We start from the raw sequence: 17536 nt of genomic DNA, 5'->3' as shown, positions 1-17536 counted from the left end.
CATATTTTGTTTTGCCAGGTAAAAAATAAAGCTGCCAGGACTAAAGACCTGGCAGCTTTTTAGCAGGAGCCAACCTTTCCCAACCGGTAGTCGGCCTGCCGCGCTCTTACCTACCTTGGTGGCTCACCGCAGGAAAGATACATGAGTTCATTGCTCCTAATTTCTCTATACCTACATGAAGTTTCGTAATCTGGTCATCGTTTGTATTCTACGGCGGGAAGTTTCAAGGGTGAAGGATTATCAATGACCCATTTTACTCCAAGCTCACACATTCGCGCAGTATCGCCCGATTTCCGCTTTACGTCTTTAACGATTTCTTCCACCTCAGCCAGCTCGGATGACGAAAGCTGTTTGCCCCACTTTACAAATGAAAGAAATGCATCAGCCATCTTTTTAAAATCATCATCCCAGTTTATTCCTCCATTGCATTCCAATTCATTTCCAATTCGTCCGACAATTCGGATTACCTCACCTTGAATGGTTTCAGCCGGACCACTTGATGGGACCAAGAGATTCCAAAGATCCTCGTGCTGTTCCTGCCAGGTTCCTGCATTTGTGATTATTGGAGATTTGCCATCATGCAAAAAGCGCTTTGCCACGGGCTCGACTTCAAATAATCTATATAATTCATCCAACGCCTTACTTACTTCAACAACAGTATCTTTATTGAAATTTGCTCTGTGAAACTCGAACTGTTTACCAATTTCAACAACAAATTCTTTCATTCGTGGTGTGACTTGAACGCCTGCATTCAGGTACATTTGGGAGATTTTGGCAGTCCTGACTATAGCTATATTATTGCATGCTCTAAGTGCTTGTTCCAGTGGCGTATAGCCGCTTGAATTCAATACGTCAATTTGTGCACCATACTGCAACAAAAGCGCTGTGTTTTCAACATTGTGAGAATCTGCTGCAGCGTGGAGAGGTGTTCCAACAGAACTACTTTTATCACTTACATCAGCACCTAATTCCAACAAGCTTTTTATATTGCCAAATATACTACGAGACCGATTGTGCAAAGGTGTATTCCCGTAAGTATCGGTGGCCTGTAAATCAGCACCTTGTTCAACTAACCATACTGCCAATTCATGGGGACAATTATCATATGCCAAAGCAGTTTTCTTACTGTATCCTCCACGGGCATCAATCTCACATTTATCAAATACCTCTTTAAGTTGCTGAAGACTTCCTTTGCTTAACAGTTCTTCAAAGTCATTTGTAAGTGTTTTTCTCTTCTTTGCCATGTTTGTGTTGGCTTAATTTAAGTAAACAAGTTTCGTAATAACCAGATCCACCGTATTATAATTCATGACGGTATATAAGATTGAACACCGTACGAGGACCGAAATAGCCGTTTTAAAAATAACAATATCGTACTTTTTAATAATTTATTGCCTTAATTTGTGCGTTCTTAAACCGTTATACTAATTATGAGTTGGGATATCACAAGGGTATATACTTTACCGCATCCAGCTGTCATTGAATTTTTTAAAGCTATTCCGGACCAGGTAGATATGGATGTGGTGAATACGCTGGAAAAACATACTCTGCCCGAAGAGGGATTGCTGTCAATTACGCCCAGCCATGACTATTTCGGCAGAGACCCTGATGAAATACCGAGAATAGCCCATAGCAAATATTACCATGTGATGAAGGAGGAATTATTTACTCTGCTAAAGCAACTACATGATCAAACTCATGTTCCAATCATGTATTACCAATGCGCCACATGGGGTGGATTGACCGACGACGAATTTTCAGTTGTTTTTGATGGTGATCTATTTGTTTACTGGTGGGATAGCGATACTCAAAAGCCCCTTCAACTATTAGATGATAACCGGACTATTGAAATTCCAACTTCGGTGCTTCAGAAGGGACTCGAACACCTGGGAATGTCATTACCGACCTACTATTTTGCGTTGCATACAAGGGATTATAGCAAATGGAGCTAATTGAAGTTGCTCCGATTTTCAAATCATGCTTCCATTTGCATCGACCAGGATGTTTTAGCCTCTTTTGGCGGCCTATCATCAGCTGTGAAATAAATTAAATGTAGCTGTCAGGAAATAGATATACTGTTGTTGATAATTTTAGCGGGAGACTTCCAATACTTAGTCGCCTTACCTCCGGCCCATTAATTTGACCTGGTAGTTGCGTATCGGGGCTCTCCTGGCTGTCACAAATATACTTGATTTAATATGGAAGCAGAATGAGCTGATTGTGTAAAGTTCTCTATTTTTGAACCTGTAACTATCGACTAACAGTTAAAACGTACCCTACATGGCCTACAATGAAAAATTAGCCGATCGCGTCAGAGAGATTATAACGCTGACACATAAAAACGTAGAGGAAAAAAAAATGTTTGGAGGCTTATGCTTTATGGTGAATGACAAAATGTGCATGGGAGTAGAAAAAGACCGCATGATGATCCGCCTGGACCCTGCCATTTATGAAGAGATACTGGAAAAGGAAGGATGTACGCCGATGGACTTCACCGGCAAGGTAATGAAAGGCTATGTTTTCGTGGATGCTGATGTATTGAATACCCATAAAAAACTGGACTATTGGGTCCAATTGGCACTTGATTTTAATAAAAACGCAAAGGCTTCAAAGAAAAAGAAATAGAAGTGAATACCGATGAGTAGTAAACGCTCGCGCTCCATGAAGCTGATACCCGTTGTGCGCCGAAAACAGTTAGCTGGGATTTCCGAACAATTATGCCCTGCTTCAACCATCAGCTCGCATTCCCCTTTCCTGGAGTGTTACCTCTGTTAAACGTTGCCAGTATTGGCCGGATAACGTGTCACACAGGCCACTTTCCAAAATATATTGGACATCACCCGCAAAGTTATATCTTCGCAACTGCTTTTATATCCTTGATATTAAAAAAAATTATTACTCCTGAGATTGATATTTACTCATCAATTTTATAAACTTGCATATTAAAGTTTACATGCCTTGATTAATACAATTCTATTATGGTAGTTATTAACAATTTTGAAGAATACAAATCTTTTGAGGGACAAGTTTTAGGAGTTTCGAACTTCCACAGTATTAGCCAGGAGCAGATCAATAAATTTGCTGACGCGACATTGGACCACCAATGGATACACGTTGATAAAGATCGCGCAAAAAATGAAGGCCCCTTTAAGTCAACTATTGCACACGGATACCTGACACTAGCTCTTATTCCTTATTTATGGAAACAGATTGCTGATGTAAGGAATGTGAAGATGGAAATCAATTATGGCATTGAAAACTTTAAGTTCGGTCAGCCCGTGCTGGTCGATAACGAGGTCCAACTACAGGCTAAAGTAAAATCAATAACAAATCTCAGAGGAACCGTGAAGGCGGTTATCGAAGCAACTTTAATGGTCAGGGACAACCCGAAACCAGTGTATACAGGAGACGTGATATTCCTGTATCATTTCAATTAATTGGCGCGAATTAATATTGTTTAAATTAAAAGTTACAAATACTGCATAAGTTATTTCTTTGGGGCTGTCTCCTGAGAAAAAGACTTGTGCATTAAAATAGCCTTTAATTAAAAATGGATGAAGCCATCGTTGAAAGGTTCTTCGAATTGTACTGCATAAAAGATCTTCCTGGAAACATTATGCCCATGAATATCTCAACGATGGGCAACAGTCCGGTAGCTGCTTCGTTCCATCCATGTTCATGTTATCTCCCGCAGTTGTGATTCAAACACAGCTTTGTCCATTGTGAATGCTATTATATTGGTAATCCTTTTCCCTTTCTCATTTCCTGTTCTACAACTGGATTGAATACGGGCGTCCCGGCCTGTGCTGCTTTGCGCACTAGATTTAAGTCGACAAAATCGCCGCCTCTATCGCGTACACCCGGATCAAAAAGTGCTGGTTGGTCACCGTCAAGGAAATCTGGCTTTGTTGGCCAGCCTTCGCCACACATGATCAGGGCATCGATTTGTTTTGTCGCTTTTGCAGGTGTATGCGGATCAAGTAATACACCGCGTGCAGTGAGCGTTCCGGTTACATCGAGGATCGCTCCTCCATCCCCCCAGGTGCCTACAACAAAGCCGTCTAATGTAGTGTCATCTTCAATTGCCAGGCGCGCACAGCCTGAGAAGAAAAGATTACACGCCTGTAGTTTTCCCAAAATGACAAGTGTACTTATGCGCTCTTCGGGCGTCTTACAAATAATGGTTCCTTTTATTGCTACATCTCCATCAATGATGATTGCCCAGGCATCTTCGTCAAGAACGAAATCACCGTCAATCTCCAAAGGCCCTGTTATATGTCTGATTAAAACAGGTTCATCATTCAGTGATTCGGTTTCTTCAAACCAGTCCCACCAGTATTGTTCACCGTATTGTTTTTTCAACTCATCCATTGATGTTAGTGTACCCAAAGCCTGCTTGTTTTCCATTATTCAAATATTTAGTTTATCCTTTTCTATTTTATACGATCAAATGTGGACCAGGTTTTATTCAGATAACATGAAGATCCATTCACGCCGAATATATTTAAAAAAATGAAAATATTCGTTTGTTTCCCCTCCTTAATCGTGTTTCATATCTTTAGAAATAAGTCCAGCCCACCCAACGAATTGAACACAAGGCTACTATAAATGATCTGCAGTAACCTAAAGCTGAGCGCTCCATACAAAACGATTTTCATTATTAATTTAAAATAAAACAATAAATAATAGTTGCTTTATTTAAATTAAGCTATACCTTTGTAAAAAAGCAGTTATGAATAAATACAGGCAGAATAATTTGCTGATTGCCCTTATTGGATGGGGGGCGATTCTTTTCTCAGCTGAGGCGCTGATATATTATACCCGTTGGTTCCTTCCTTTATTGACCAGCGGCCATTCCTTTGTAGCACCTCCTGTTAATATACCCGAGTTATGGTTTATGCTGATGATTGGAAGCAATCTCATTTTTCTGGCAGTAGGTATGCTCCTTTTGAGACTTCATCGGAAATACCTCAAGTCAGGTTACTTCGAAAAAGATAGCCTTCATATACTCGATTGGGTTACTATCCTGTCTTTATGCCTGGCTTTCCTGGGAGTAATTCAAACGATCTTCGAAAATTTCAATGAACTTCATACGGAGGGATGGGTTTCTGTATGGAGCACTTCTAACGGGCTATTTCGGTTCTTTACGCGGCTGCTTATTCTAAAGGCGCCTCAAACAATGTATTTCCTGTTTGCGGCTATTATGTGGGCAGTCCGGCAGTTTGTTGTACAAGCACTGAATGTTAAAAAAGAAAACGAAGCATTTATTTAATTATGGCTATAATTGTTAATCTGGATGTGATGATGGCCAGGCGAAAGATTTCGTTAAATGAATTGTCCAAACAAGTTGGCCTTACCAATGTGAACCTGTCAATCCTAAAGAATGGAAAGGCAAAAGGTGTACGGTTTGAGACGCTTGAATCTATTTGCAGAGTACTGGATTGCCAACCTGGGGATATCCTCGAATATAGAAAAGAACCGGAAGCACCTTCCCCCGAAACCAGCCTGTAATTTTTGGAATGATAACAGCACAAAAATGATTAACATAATAACGGCTTCCCCACTCAGTAGAGGAAGCCGTTATTGTGCGATTTGATTCAGGATACATGCCGTGAGTAGCTATTTACCGGCAATGACACTGATCTCGATATTGGCATTATTTACAAGGTCACTGACGGTTACACAAGTCCTGGCCGGATATGGTGGGTGAAAGTATTGCTTATAAATACTATTAAACTCCTCAAACTGGCTAAGATTGCGCAGATGCACGGTAACGCTGACTACCTGTGATAAAGATGTACCGGCTTCTTTTAAAATGGCGCTAACATTCTTTAAAGCCTGATTTACCTCTTCATTGAATCCCACACCTTGATGATCTTTAGATGTTACACCTATTTGTCCGGATACAAATACCAGCCCGTTATGTTCCCTATACCTACTAAATGGTTTTGTTTGCCCATGTACAGTTATCGCAAGCAGCGACATTATACAGCTTATTGTTAATGTTATAGATGCTTTCATTATAATCCGTATTTACATAAAAGTGCCGTCATAGCAGCCATAGCGCCAGCTCCCATGGCAACTTCCCTCGGATTTATCTTGTCATAAGTATCCAGTGCGCTATGGTGAATATAAAACAGCCTGCTATCGTCGCAGTCGAGGCTCAGCAATGCTTTGGCCATTCCCTTCATGGGTACCAGGTCAACGCCCCGTTGTTGTGGCTGGATGTCGTCAGCTTTATAGGGCGCTAATAATAATGCCCACGCTTTAAACTTAGCTGTCACTTCAGGAGAGGCTTCTATTCTGAATCCCCGGGGAGTAAAGCCACCAGCATCAGATTCTATAGCAGCCACATGATGTTCGTTCCGCACGCTGGCTTGTGCTGCATATTCCACACCACCATGCGCTCCTGCTTCTTCGTTCATGTAGAGTATCACCCTCAGTGTCCGTGCCGGCTTTAATCCGGTTGCTTTAAAGGCTCTCAGCACCTCCATAGCTTGTACAAGTCCTGTTCCGTCATCACTGGCGCCTTCGCCTATATCCCAGGAATCTATATGCGCACCAACAGTCACAAACTCGTCCGGATGGACAACTCCTTTGAGTTCTGCAATGACATTATAAGAAAGTACATCTGGCAACTGTATACAATTCATCTGCATCGATAACTGAAGTACAGGATCTTTCTTCAAAGCCTCACTCAGTTTATCAGCACTATTGGTACTCAGGGCTGCAGCGGGAATTTTCTTTACTGCTGCATCATAGCTCATAGCACCAGTGTGAGGATAGTCGTCTTTTGCCAGCGTTAGTGATCTTATCAGTGCGCCAATCGCGCCTTTCATCGATGCCGCAATAGCGCCCTTTGCGCGCTGGTCTGCAGCCGATAGATAAGCTTTGAATGTCTCTGCTTCACGTGCATCCATTGCCCGGTTGAAGAAAACAATTTTCCCTCTTACCTGTTCGTCGCTAAGTGAGGATAGTTCGGCCCAGGACTTCACTTCTACCACCTGCCCTGTTAATGTACCACCGGTTCCTACAGATCCTCCCAAGGCAGACAGATTCAACTTCACTGTTCTGCCTCCTGTAATGAAACTGGCCGATTCTTTCTCACCCCTTATCCAATGAGGTACCATGACTGGCTGGAGATAAATGCTGTCGGGATGATATCTGAAAATCGTTTCTTTTAGCCAGTCAACAGCCTGCTTTGCCTGTTCTGATCCCGCTATCCTGGCGCCGATATGAGAGGTCAGGTATCTTAGATTTACATCCATTTCCTCACTCTGTAATACTTCGTCATAAAGTTTACGGATCAATACTGAGTCAGCGTTATTATATGCCTGTGCATTTGCTGATGAAACCAGCAAGGTAGTAACTGTCGAAAAGAGGAAGAAGGAAGTACGCTTTTTGATAAAATTAAATAGCTTGTTCATACACTCATTATTGGCCTATTCCACTCGTTGTATAATTAATTGGAAACCAACGATACCCTTTCTCCAGCTTCCGTATATGACCTATACCAGGAAACGATATATGGTCAGCAGCTATCCAGTATTTCCCCTTTGCTGCATCTTCATAGGCTTTCTTACGCGCTTGTGCTGCTGCTGCAGAATCGACGTCATAGACAATTGTAACGTCAGGATCTGCAAACTGCACTGCTGCGAAATGCATAATATCGCCCCAGAAAAGTATTTTCTCTCCTTTACTGGTTACCTGGTAAAAGCTGTGTCCAGGCGTATGCCCGGGACTGGCAACAGGGAGAATACCAGGAAACAGTTCTTTTCCATATTCATAAGTCCTGACCTTTCCCGCCTTCACATAGGGCATCATTTTGAGTCGTGCCTGATCGAAATACGGCTTCAGTCTGGCGGGAGCTTTCGCATAGCTTTCATCGCTCAGCCAGTAGTCGGCTTCTCTCTTACTAACATAAATTTCTGCATTCGGGAATACCATTCTGGCACCATCCATTAAGCCACCGGTGTGGTCGGTGTGGATATGAGTGATCAATACTGCATCGATCTGTTCAGGTTTATATCCCGCACGGATCATATTCGCAGGAAGATGACCAAGTGTAGGACCGTATAACTCAGAAGTACCTGCATCTACCAGGATAAGCTTACCGTTTATCTTAAGCAGGTAAGCATTCACAGATGCTTCTACCACTGGTGTCTGAAAGTTTAGCTCGGTTAGTTTCTTCACTTCTCCCGGCTGGGTATTCGTCAGTATTTTATCCAGATCCTGCGCAATGCTTCCATCGGAGAATGCAATAATCTCAACATCCCCCAGCATCATATGATAGCTTGCCGGTTGAGGGAATGTTCGTACTGTATCCTGTGCAAAAGTAAGTGGCACATGGTACAACATAGCTCCCATCATCACACAAAAGGAAAGCATCAACTTCAGAAGAAAATACTTAAAACGAAAATTTGCTTTTATCATGTTTTAATATTTTGGATATTTTATTAGTAGATTAATGTCTTCCTGACAGGCCTGAATCGGAAGACTTCTTAAAACGGATACAAAGCTATGCCGATAGTACACTTTAGACAAGTACGCACTTCATTATAGCATAGGGTTAAAATTAGCCCTATACCCTATCCCAGTATTATTAGTTAATTTTGTTGCCTCAACAAGATTGCAATGCTCGAAAGAAAGATTCCTAAAGACCTGGATTGTGGAATGGCAATGATTATGGAAATCATCGGGGGCAAATGGAAGCCCTGTCTGATCCACAATATCTGGCAAGGTCACAGACGACCAAGCGAATTGCAGCGGTTAAATCCTAAAGCAAGCAGAAGAGTACTCTATCAGCAACTCCAGGAGCTGGAGGAGCATGGTATTATTGAGCGTGTCATATATCCGGTACTTCCACCCAAAGTGGAGTATTTTTTAACTGAGTTAGGTAAGTCATTATTGCCGGTAATCAGTGTCATGGATGAATGGGGCACACAGTACCTGGAGAATCCGGGTACAAGACCTGTGTTAAAGCAAGGTGCGTGACCTATTTTGCCAGGCGGGATGGCTCTAATGGCTTATTGTTTTCTTCCAGTCATAGTCTTCCTTTGCCGCATTATTACGCATGGAGAGATCAGCAAGCATAGCATCAATTGTGCGGCGACTGAGCCATTGTCCGTTGACAAAAACACCCGCAATCTTCCGGGTATTTTTCACATCACTTAGCGGGTTAGCATCAAGCAAAATGAGGTCAGCTCTTTTGCCGGCTTCTACTGTACCCACTTCCTTGTCTATGCCCAGCCACGCAGCAGGAAGCCTGGTGGCTGCAACTAAAGCCTCTTCCGGCGTCAATCCAGCCCCGACCAACAGTTCTATTTCATCATGCAATGAAAAGCCTCCAACAACTCCGGAGAGCCCTGCATCAGTTCCCGCAACCATCGGAACACCTGCTGCCTTGAAAGCCTTCACCAGGCGAACATGAAAATCGACTATTTTCTGGAAATAGGCGACCCGCTCGGGGGAGGTATTGCGGTTGTAGTTATTAGCGGTCAGCCATTTGCTCTGCAATAAGGGATGAACATACTGCAGTGCAGGAGATGCGCGTAATTCGTCAAGTGAGCGGGCCTGACTCAATATCCATTTCATGGTGGTTAATGTCGGTGACAACCATGTCCCATTATCTTTTGCCAGTTGTGCGAATAATTGTGCATCCTGCTCACTGAAATCACTGCTTTGCTTTGAAAACTCCTCTGCATGGGCTACCATTCCGAAATAAGGTACAAATGCTTCTTTCAGTTTCCCCCGAAAAGCGTCCGGAATATGTCCGATAGTTTTTAATCCTTGCTGGTGAGCTTCATCAACAATGGCCTTGTAAGTCTCTATATTAAGGTTGGAATACACCTTGATAAACTCATACCCTTCAGCTTTTGCGCTACGAACAGCCTGGCGTCCATCTTCAGCTGTATTAACTATTCTTCCTGATCCGTTACCACCATTTATGAGCGCCGCCAGTGCCATCCGTGGTCCTATGACAGTCCCTTTCGCAATCTCGTTCCTTTGAGCGAAGTGTTCTGCCCTGGAGTTGAGATCGAATACCGTTGTGACGCCATTAGCAACAAAAGGCGTCATAACATCCTGCGTATTAAAGAATATCGTAGCGCCCTGCGTTGGAAGACTGGGACCAAAATGTAAATCAGCAGGTATATGAACATGCATGTCAATAAGGCCAGGAATGAGCCATTTCCCGCTGCCATCAATGATCTTAGCACCAGCTGGAACAGGCTGATTGAACGCTGTGATCTGTCCATTTCTGATGATTACAGTCACGTTTGTCAGCGTACCACCGTCCTGCGTCATCGGGATAACATTCACATTTTTGATAGCGAATAACTGTTCTTTTGTTTTCTTCTGAAGGGACGGAGGCGATGAAGGCAAGGATACGCGTGCGCAACCAATGGTGATTACGAGAAAAAAGGCTATCGAAAGGGAATAATAAAAATGGCGGTGTCTCATTGGCTTATCTTAATTCTGGTTGGCCCTCAGGCGACATTAATTATAGTAAAATACTTTTTAATGGTCTACTAATGTACCAAAAAATAAACGAAGGTCCTCCGAATAACTCCCCATTTCACCAGGTACCTGAATGAAAAGAGGCTGTCTCCTGTTTTACAAACATGGGAGACAGCCTTTCTTGTAATAATATCAAATCTACAAACCTATGGAGCCAGTTGCTCATTTATGGGTTCGTAACCCGGTTGTGGTAAAATTTCAAACATCATCTCTGCCCATGGATGTTTTCTATTACCTGCGGCAGAAATAAATGCGCGGGAAATAAACACCTTGTGCTGATTCTGCACCCACCAGTTCTCGATCTCACCAAGGCGCCACTGGTCTGTACCGTCTTCATGCACAATATTGTAACGGAACGCAACATTGCCGGTAAATACCGCTGGAGTAACCTTATCCTCACCAAAGAAAGTGAGATACTGGTCTCCTGTCTTCACGTTGTCCCAATATGAGTCAAAATAGTAATGAGACACGATGTTATTAGCCGTGATCTTTGCATAAATCTTCTGTTGTATTAAAGTAGCTGCACGATTCTGTAAATACTGTATCACATAACTTCTTACAGCTTCCTTCTTTCCAGGATCACTAATCAATTCATATATCGGCAAGAGACCATTCTCACCAAAATCAATCAGTTCCGCATTGGCCTCAGTAGAACTGGCCTGCCAGGAAGAGATATCTACCTTTGGCGTGGTAGAACCCAGTGGGATCTCTCCTATCAGGTTTTTCGAAGGATCGCCACCCACAGTTCTATAATGAAGCCTGTCGTAGAAGTTTGAATTCTTCTCTTCTTCATTGTAGGAATAATTCAATCCTGCGGTCAGGCTGAAAAACTTCTTCAGACCGACATCGATCCCAATTTCAGAAGCCCTGGTACGTTCACTTGCGATCGATTCTGACTGGTACATTACTTCGAGTTTGGCTCCAAGGATGATATCAAGCAGCACATGCGTTCCGTATGCAGACACGATATATTCAGGTGTCTTGTTCTGAATATCTGCTGCGAATGTGGGCTGCAGGTACTGCTTCAGCAGATCAATATCTGCATTGGTTTTCACGCGTTTCTGCTTTATAACCAGATCGAATCCGCTGTAAATGTACTTGGTGGAAAAGGAATTCGTACTGCCAAAGCTGGTTTCCACAGAAGCTTTGAAGAGCGGAATATCAACTCCTGCTTTTACCTTGGTGGATTTCTTGTCAAGGTAAGACCTCGCGTTCTCGCCGGCGCTGAGCGTACCTACCTGTGTTTTCGAAAGATCCCATTCCACGCGAAGTGGTTGGTCTGCTTTAAGGGCGGTAACATTGATAACAGAAAACTTGGATGAACTCGAATTGGCATATTCGCCAGTGGCATCGTAACCATAACCAAGCAGATCATTCTGGCCATCTCTGGCAGACATAAGCGTGGGTGCATTTTTGAGCTTTAATTTCTCAAGGGCATCGTTTTTTGTACAGCCATATTGCATTGATATCAATACGCCTGCAACCGCCGCTACCTTAGCAGCATTCGCAATTTTGAAATTCATAAAGGATAAATTAAGGGTAATTGATGCTTGTATAAATGAGCACAACTGAGGATTCGTTAACAAATAAAACCAGAACCTTGTCATCCGGACAACTATAGACGGGGAAGCAAATGAACTTATTATTCATTCAGCTGAGACCTTATCACTTTTAATACCTGCAATAATCCGGGCCCTTGATTACAGCAAGCTTAAAAGACAGACTTCTATATTAGTGTGGATAAAACTGAACGTGTCTAATGGCCAATCAAACGTATGAGGGTAATTACATGTCTTAACTTGTATCTGTTTTCCGTGAATCAACTCTTATTAGTCTAGCTACAAATATAGGTCACAGGATTTTTTATTTTTTATTAACCTGTACGACCAAATTTATAGAAACGACATTGTAATATTTTTTTTATGTTCTCTATATTTTTATTAAATTCCTTAAAGCATGAGCTCCCTTCCGTTTGCTTTGAGATTTACAGTTAGTACCCTCATCTCTGAATGATTTAAAACACTAAAAGTATCAGTTTTAAAAAGTGAATTATTTGGTAAATTGTTGGCTTATCATTCTTTTTAGATAAACGTCTAAAATATTACGCGTTGTTAGAACATCTTATAATGCATGTCAACAAGTTCTGTTCAATAGAACCTGAGAAATTGAATTTACTGGTGCCTTTTTTCGAGCACAGGATATATAAGAAAAAAGAACTGCTATTGAGCGAAGGACACAGATGTTATGAGAAATTTTTCATTGTCAAAGGATGTGTGAACCTATTTTATCTCAGACAGAACGGCGTTGAACAAACAGTCGATTTTGCTATTGAAAACTGGTGGGCGTCAGATTTTATGGCTTTCCAGCATACTTCAGCAGCACAGTTCTCCATTCGTGCGGTTGAAAAGACAGAGGTCTTGCGTATTACTGCAGAACAGCAGCGCGAGCTGTTAAAGGCGGTACCAGAACTAAACGAATATTTCCATCTTGTATTCCAGAAAGCCTACGCTGCTGCTCAAATAAGGCTCCGGCTACTTTACGAGCTTTCCAAAGAAGAACTATACCGCCATTTCAGCGAGCATTTCCCAGACTTTATGCAGCGTGTTCCCCAATATCTACTGGCATCTTTCCTTGGCTTTACCCCTGAATACCTCAGCGAAATCAGGAAAAAGTATCTTTCTTAAACCAGTTTAAGGAAATAGCAATTTTTCGGGTGGAACTTGCGGTCATAAAAAAAGTTCAATTTATGATTAAGTCAATTAAGCATCGTTTAGATGTGTGGAAAGAAGAGCCATTATACTGGGAACAAATTGCTGCAATAGATAAACGTTTGTACGCTTCTTCAGTGCCCAGAGCATTGATAGAGCTTATTAAGATCAGGGCATCCCAAATCAACAAATGTGTTTTCTGTATTGATTATCATACCGACGAAGCTTTACAACACGGAGAATCTCCGCGCAGGATATTTGCCCTCTCCGCCTGGGAAGAAAGCCCTCTTTTTAACGAAAGTGAAAAGAGTGCGCTTAAATTTGCAGAAGAAATAACACATATCTCTGTTCATGGCGTTTCAGATGAAACATACGAAAAGCTTAGGGCGCATTTTAATACTAAAGAAATAGCAGATCTTATTGTTTTGTCGTGTCATATCAACTTCCTGAATCGCGTAGGTATTTCCACCAGGACAATACCTGTTTAAATGTAATTTGAAGTTCTCTGTGATCTTTATTTAGCTGGAAAATTTAGGAATATGATACCAAAGATGCCTAAGGCTGTCGCCGGTATTAAAATACCGGACAGCACAATAGCCACACAGGCAACGGAATTGTTGCTCGAGCATGGCAGTGAATTACTATATAATCATTCATTACGTACATTTTTATTTGCTTCCTTAGGTGGTGAACAAAAAAGGGTTACTTACGACCCCGAGCTGCTGTATGTCAGCTCCGTTTTTCACGACCTGGGACTTACTCCACATTACAGCAGCCCGGATAAATGTTTTGAAGTAGATGGCGCCAATGCCGCCCGTGAATTTCTCCGGAGCCACGGACTTCCACAACAATCGCTTCAGCTGGTTTGGGACGCTATAGCGCTGCATACGATACCCGCTGTAGCGCCGCATAAGGAAGCAGAAGTGGCGTTATTAAACTACGGTGTTGCGCTGGATGTGGTGGGCAAGGGTTATGACCAGGTATCAGAAAAAGTACGTGAGGATATTATCAAACAATTTCCCCGTACCGGATTTAAGAAAAAGGTGATACCTACTTTCTTTGAGGGTTTTAAACACAAACCGGAGACCACTTTTGGCAGTATCAATGCGGATATCTGCGCTTTTATGATACCTGATTTTCAAAGGGGGAATTTCTGTGATGCTATTCTTCATTCGCCATGGGGCGAGTGAGTGGTGGTTCTGGCCACATCAGGTACCTAAATACAAAAGCCTGTATCTTACTTTCGATACAGGCTTTTGTCGTTAATTTCTTGGATCTGGTTTACTTAGCAGTTGATATTCTTTTGGAGGATCTTCCTGCAGCAGGTTGCGGACAAAATAGTCCCAGCGGCGACGCATCATATAAGGAGCGTCTGCTGCAAAGCCATGTCTGGCCTGGGGGAATATGATCAGATCATAGTCCTTGTTTGCTTTTGTTAAAGCATCTACTACCAGGAATGTGTTATATGGTGGTACATTGTCATCCATCAAACCATGCGCCAGCAGCAGTTTCCCTTTCAGGTTTCCTGCGTAGAGTGCATTCGCCTGTTTGGCATAGTCGGATTCGGAGGTAAGTCCGTTATAACGCTCTCCCCAATCATCTTCATAGTTACGATTCTCATGGTTACCTGATTCTGCAATCCCCACTTTGAAGAAGTCAGGATAACGGAACATTGCAGCGGCAGTTGCAAAACCACCTCCGGAATGGCCCCAGATACCAATACGGCTGGTGTCGATATATGCGTAACGTGCCGCCAGCTGACGGATACCGCTAACCTGGTCAGGCAATGTATTTTCCGCCATGTTACCATAGTTCATATCATGGTAGCTCTTGCTGCGCAGAGGGTTACTGGTTCCTTCCAGCACCATGACTACGAATCCCAGCTCTGCCAGCGCCTGGTGATCCAGGCGGGCTGTCAGGAATGACCAGTCGCGTACACCACCTCCCTGCGGACCAGGGTATATATAGTCTATAATAGGGTATTTCTTCTTGCTATCGAGGTGGGTGGGCGTAAACAGCAATCCATAGATATCTGTTTTCCCATCGTGCGCCTTCACAGAAAAAGGCATTGGTGCCTTCCAGCCTGTAGCTTTGAGGCGAGCGATATCGGTCTTTTCCAGGCTGACAAGCAGTTTACCCTGCCGGTTGCGCAACACTGTAATAGCCGGAACATCTGGTTGTGAATAGCTATCGATAAAGTATTGACCGTCGGGCGAGAAAGTCAGTTTATGGTTGCCCGCCTCCGGGGTCAGGTCAGCGAAACCTCTACCGTCGAAATTTATTCTGCAGAAATGGCTGAAATAAGGATTGCGTGCATCAAGTCCACAGGCATTGAAGAAAATCACCCGGTTCTGTTCATCGACCCTCTCCATGCTGGTAACCAGCCATTGTCCTTTGGTGACCTGATTCTTCAGACGCCCGGTGGTTGCGTCATACAGGTACAGATGTCCCCAGTTGTCACGTTCACTATACCAGATAATTTCATTTGTCTTCTTCAGATACTGCCAGTTAATTGCGTCCTGTCCGGATTCATATTGCGTGGCTACGTTTTCATCGAAGACCTCACGAACAGCACCGGTAGTGGCGTCAGCGATACGGAACTTTTCCTGTTTATGATTGCGGGAAGTGGAGACAAATGCCAGTTCGGTGTTATCCTCACTCCAGTCGACATCGTCAAAGGTACCGCTGGAGGAGATATCATCGCTTAGCGTGCCTCTGTGAGGATCCGCTGGTATCTGTAAGGGGATGACTTTTGCCTGATTCACATCAATGATGACCCGGTGAATCATAGGGATGACAGCGTCGCCGGCCAGTGGATATTTCCATGTTTTGAGTACGGGTGTGCCAATATTGGTCGTAACAAGGTACATGTCGCCTACATGGCGCTGGTCCTGTTTGAAGGTCGCTATCTTACGGGAATCGTGTGACCAGCGTAATACAGGCTTGTCGCTATGGCGCCAGCCAGCGTTATCTGTAGCATAGCCAAAATCTTTAATACCGTCGGTAGTCAATGCGCGTTCAGGCCCACTGGGCAACTCACGTACCCATAAGTTGTTGTCTTTTATAAAAGCAGCGAGCTTACCGTTGGGAGAGACAATTCCACTCCGGTTATCGGCAGCCGCTGATGGCTGCAGTCTGGTTGCCCGACATTCGTAAGACTGTAAATCGCAGGTATGTTCGCCGCCTGCAATAGTAAACACGACGCTTTTGTTGTTGTTTGTAAACCGGAAAAAGCGAAATGGCAAGGCATAAGGTTGATAAATTGTGTCCGTTACTCTGGACAAGGATGCCGCCAGTTTCTCGTGATCAAAGGCGGCGGTGCGTGTACCTTTTGCCGGATCGACCAGGATAAATTCGCTACCACGGGCGGTAAGTATCCGGTACCAGAAGCGACCATCTTCCAGCCATTGGGGAGAGACGGTATTGTTATCCACTAATGGCTCAGTGTTGTAAATAAGCCGGCTTTCTGCGAAGCGGTAGTCATTAACGGGAACAGACTGCTGGGCTTTAAGCTCGCAGACTGTAATGGCGAAGGAAATCGTTAAAAGTAATTTGTTCATAGTTAATTCCGGATACTGGGCATGTTTGTTCTGGCGTAAAGGTAAGATTGCAGGTCTATACGTTTATTGCCGTTTATAGAATTCCTCAATTTAATGAACAAAGTGTATATCTCAGGAAGAATTTGTTGACCGGTAAGGCGGTTGCTATTGGTGCACTTATTCTGACTAACATATTCCATTAAAAGGGGTTGTCTCATAAGTAACTCGATGGCTCTGAGAATTTCTTATGCGGAAATTCTCTCCATTAGGTACCCGAATAAATTTGGGTAAAAGTTATTTATGAGACAGCCCCTTTTTTCAGTCCCTTAATCCCCCCACCCATGCTATTATCAGTCGTTTCTCTTCTTCTGTAAGCCGGGCGTCCCTGTGCAACAAGGTATACGATGACAGGGGCATACTACCATCATGAATACTATTTTCAATTGACCGGAGTTTACTTATCCTCCTTCTGAGCGAGTAAGATCCGAAATCGCTAAAATTAAGCTCCTCTTTCCCTTCGTTGATGTGATGTGCCAACCACCAGCCAGCAGGTTGTATATAGGAATACCAGGGATATCGGGTGTTATTGCTATGACAGTCGTAGCAGGCAGATTTAAGAACCCTCTGTACATCGGCAGGAACCTCATACATGTTTGTAATATCTGTCTGTAACACCTGCCCGCTTTTATTGCGGGCAGGTTGTATACATTGAATAACAGCGAAAGCAATTAACAGCATTAACAGCCATTTATTTGTTCGACGCATGTTCTT

18 protein-coding genes are annotated in these 17536 nt (G+C 43.2%); 9 read left to right on the top strand and 9 right to left on the bottom strand.

The window, feature by feature from the left end:
* Positions 1-194 precede the first annotated feature (194 nt).
* On the bottom strand, positions 195-1244 hold the full coding sequence (locus BLR32_RS28440) for an ankyrin repeat domain-containing protein (RefSeq protein WP_089837072.1): 1050 nt from the start codon (positions 1242-1244) through the stop codon (positions 195-197).
* A gap of 186 nt (positions 1245-1430) precedes the next feature.
* On the opposite strand from BLR32_RS28440, the gene BLR32_RS28435 reads away from it, so the two are divergent.
* From BLR32_RS28435 to BLR32_RS28425, 3 genes are all read left to right on the top strand, one after another.
* Entirely contained in the window at positions 1431-1952 is a 522-nt protein-coding gene (locus BLR32_RS28435) for a hypothetical protein (RefSeq protein ID WP_089837070.1), read from the top strand.
* A 328-nt stretch (positions 1953-2280) separates the two neighbouring features.
* Positions 2281-2625 carry a TfoX/Sxy family protein gene (locus BLR32_RS28430; protein WP_089837068.1) on the top strand — a complete coding sequence of 115 codons (345 nt, stop codon included), beginning with the start codon at positions 2281-2283 and terminating at the stop codon, positions 2623-2625.
* A gap of 353 nt (positions 2626-2978) precedes the next feature.
* Positions 2979-3437: a MaoC family dehydratase gene (locus BLR32_RS28425; protein WP_089837066.1), complete on the top strand. Its 459-nt coding sequence runs from the start codon at positions 2979-2981 to the stop codon at positions 3435-3437.
* A 295-nt stretch (positions 3438-3732) separates the two neighbouring features.
* Here the strand turns inward: BLR32_RS28425 and BLR32_RS28420 are convergent, their stop codons facing one another.
* Entirely contained in the window at positions 3733-4407 is a 675-nt protein-coding gene (locus BLR32_RS28420) for a hypothetical protein (RefSeq protein WP_089837064.1), read from the bottom strand.
* 325 nt (positions 4408-4732) lie between these two features.
* Here BLR32_RS28420 and BLR32_RS28415 point away from each other — a divergent pair, with 325 nt between their 5' ends.
* Together BLR32_RS28415 and BLR32_RS28410 are read left to right on the top strand one after the other, a co-directional pair.
* A complete protein-coding gene (locus BLR32_RS28415; protein ID WP_089837062.1) occupies positions 4733-5272 on the top strand; it encodes a hypothetical protein in 540 nt (179 codons plus the stop codon).
* A 2-nt stretch (positions 5273-5274) separates the two neighbouring features.
* Entirely contained in the window at positions 5275-5511 is a 237-nt protein-coding gene (locus BLR32_RS28410; RefSeq protein ID WP_089837060.1) for a helix-turn-helix domain-containing protein, read from the top strand.
* A gap of 108 nt (positions 5512-5619) precedes the next feature.
* Here BLR32_RS28410 and BLR32_RS28405 read toward each other — a convergent pair whose 3' ends face one another.
* The 3 genes from BLR32_RS28405 to BLR32_RS28395 are packed head-to-tail and all read right to left on the bottom strand — an operon-like array spanning position 5620 to position 8433.
* Complete coding sequence (locus tag BLR32_RS28405) at positions 5620-6021, bottom strand: RidA family protein (RefSeq protein ID WP_089837058.1); 402 nt, start codon at positions 6019-6021, stop codon at positions 5620-5622.
* The gene (locus BLR32_RS28400) at positions 6021-7427 is read right to left on the bottom strand and encodes a M20/M25/M40 family metallo-hydrolase (RefSeq protein WP_089837056.1); all 1407 of its coding nucleotides are present in this window, start codon (positions 7425-7427) and stop codon (positions 6021-6023) included. The genes BLR32_RS28405 and BLR32_RS28400 overlap by 1 nt, the downstream gene beginning before the upstream one ends.
* 7 nt (positions 7428-7434) lie before the next feature.
* Positions 7435-8433 (bottom strand): MBL fold metallo-hydrolase, encoded by a 999-nt coding sequence (locus BLR32_RS28395; RefSeq protein WP_245705541.1) that lies wholly within the window; start codon positions 8431-8433, stop codon positions 7435-7437.
* A 201-nt stretch (positions 8434-8634) separates the two neighbouring features.
* On the opposite strand from BLR32_RS28395, the gene BLR32_RS28390 reads away from it, so the two are divergent.
* Positions 8635-8994 carry a winged helix-turn-helix transcriptional regulator gene (locus BLR32_RS28390; protein WP_089837052.1) on the top strand — a complete coding sequence of 120 codons (360 nt, stop codon included), beginning with the start codon at positions 8635-8637 and terminating at the stop codon, positions 8992-8994.
* A gap of 24 nt (positions 8995-9018) precedes the next feature.
* Here the strand turns inward: BLR32_RS28390 and BLR32_RS28385 are convergent, their stop codons facing one another.
* Positions 9019-10461: an amidohydrolase family protein gene (locus BLR32_RS28385; protein WP_089837050.1), complete on the bottom strand. Its 1443-nt coding sequence runs from the start codon at positions 10459-10461 to the stop codon at positions 9019-9021.
* A 203-nt stretch (positions 10462-10664) separates the two neighbouring features.
* On the bottom strand, positions 10665-12041 hold the full coding sequence (locus BLR32_RS28380) for an MAC/perforin domain-containing protein (protein WP_176842458.1): 1377 nt from the start codon (positions 12039-12041) through the stop codon (positions 10665-10667).
* A gap of 603 nt (positions 12042-12644) precedes the next feature.
* Here BLR32_RS28380 and BLR32_RS28375 point away from each other — a divergent pair.
* From BLR32_RS28375 to BLR32_RS28365, 3 genes are all read left to right on the top strand, one after another.
* Positions 12645-13202: a Crp/Fnr family transcriptional regulator gene (locus BLR32_RS28375; protein ID WP_089837046.1), complete on the top strand. Its 558-nt coding sequence runs from the start codon at positions 12645-12647 to the stop codon at positions 13200-13202.
* 62 nt (positions 13203-13264) lie between these two features.
* Positions 13265-13714, top strand: coding sequence for a carboxymuconolactone decarboxylase family protein (locus BLR32_RS28370; protein ID WP_089837263.1), 450 nt, complete (start codon positions 13265-13267; stop codon positions 13712-13714).
* 51 nt (positions 13715-13765) lie between these two features.
* Positions 13766-14416, top strand: a complete 651-nt coding sequence (locus BLR32_RS28365; protein ID WP_218124269.1) for an HD domain-containing protein — start codon at positions 13766-13768, stop codon at positions 14414-14416.
* Between the two features lie 72 nt (positions 14417-14488).
* Here BLR32_RS28365 and BLR32_RS28360 read toward each other — a convergent pair whose 3' ends face one another.
* Both BLR32_RS28360 and BLR32_RS28355 read right to left on the bottom strand, forming a co-directional pair.
* Positions 14489-16786 carry a S9 family peptidase gene (locus tag BLR32_RS28360; protein ID WP_089837042.1) on the bottom strand — a complete coding sequence of 766 codons (2298 nt, stop codon included), beginning with the start codon at positions 16784-16786 and terminating at the stop codon, positions 14489-14491.
* A gap of 297 nt (positions 16787-17083) precedes the next feature.
* The gene (locus BLR32_RS28355; RefSeq protein ID WP_089837040.1) at positions 17084-17530 is read right to left on the bottom strand and encodes a heme-binding domain-containing protein; all 447 of its coding nucleotides are present in this window, start codon (positions 17528-17530) and stop codon (positions 17084-17086) included.
* Positions 17531-17536: the final 6 nt, after the last annotated feature.

The organism is Chitinophaga filiformis (genome assembly GCF_900102545.1).
Lineage (GTDB): Bacteria > Bacteroidota > Bacteroidia > Chitinophagales > Chitinophagaceae > Chitinophaga > Chitinophaga filiformis.
The sequence above is the reverse complement of the archived record's forward strand: the minus strand, read 5'-3'. Positions and strand labels throughout refer to the sequence as shown.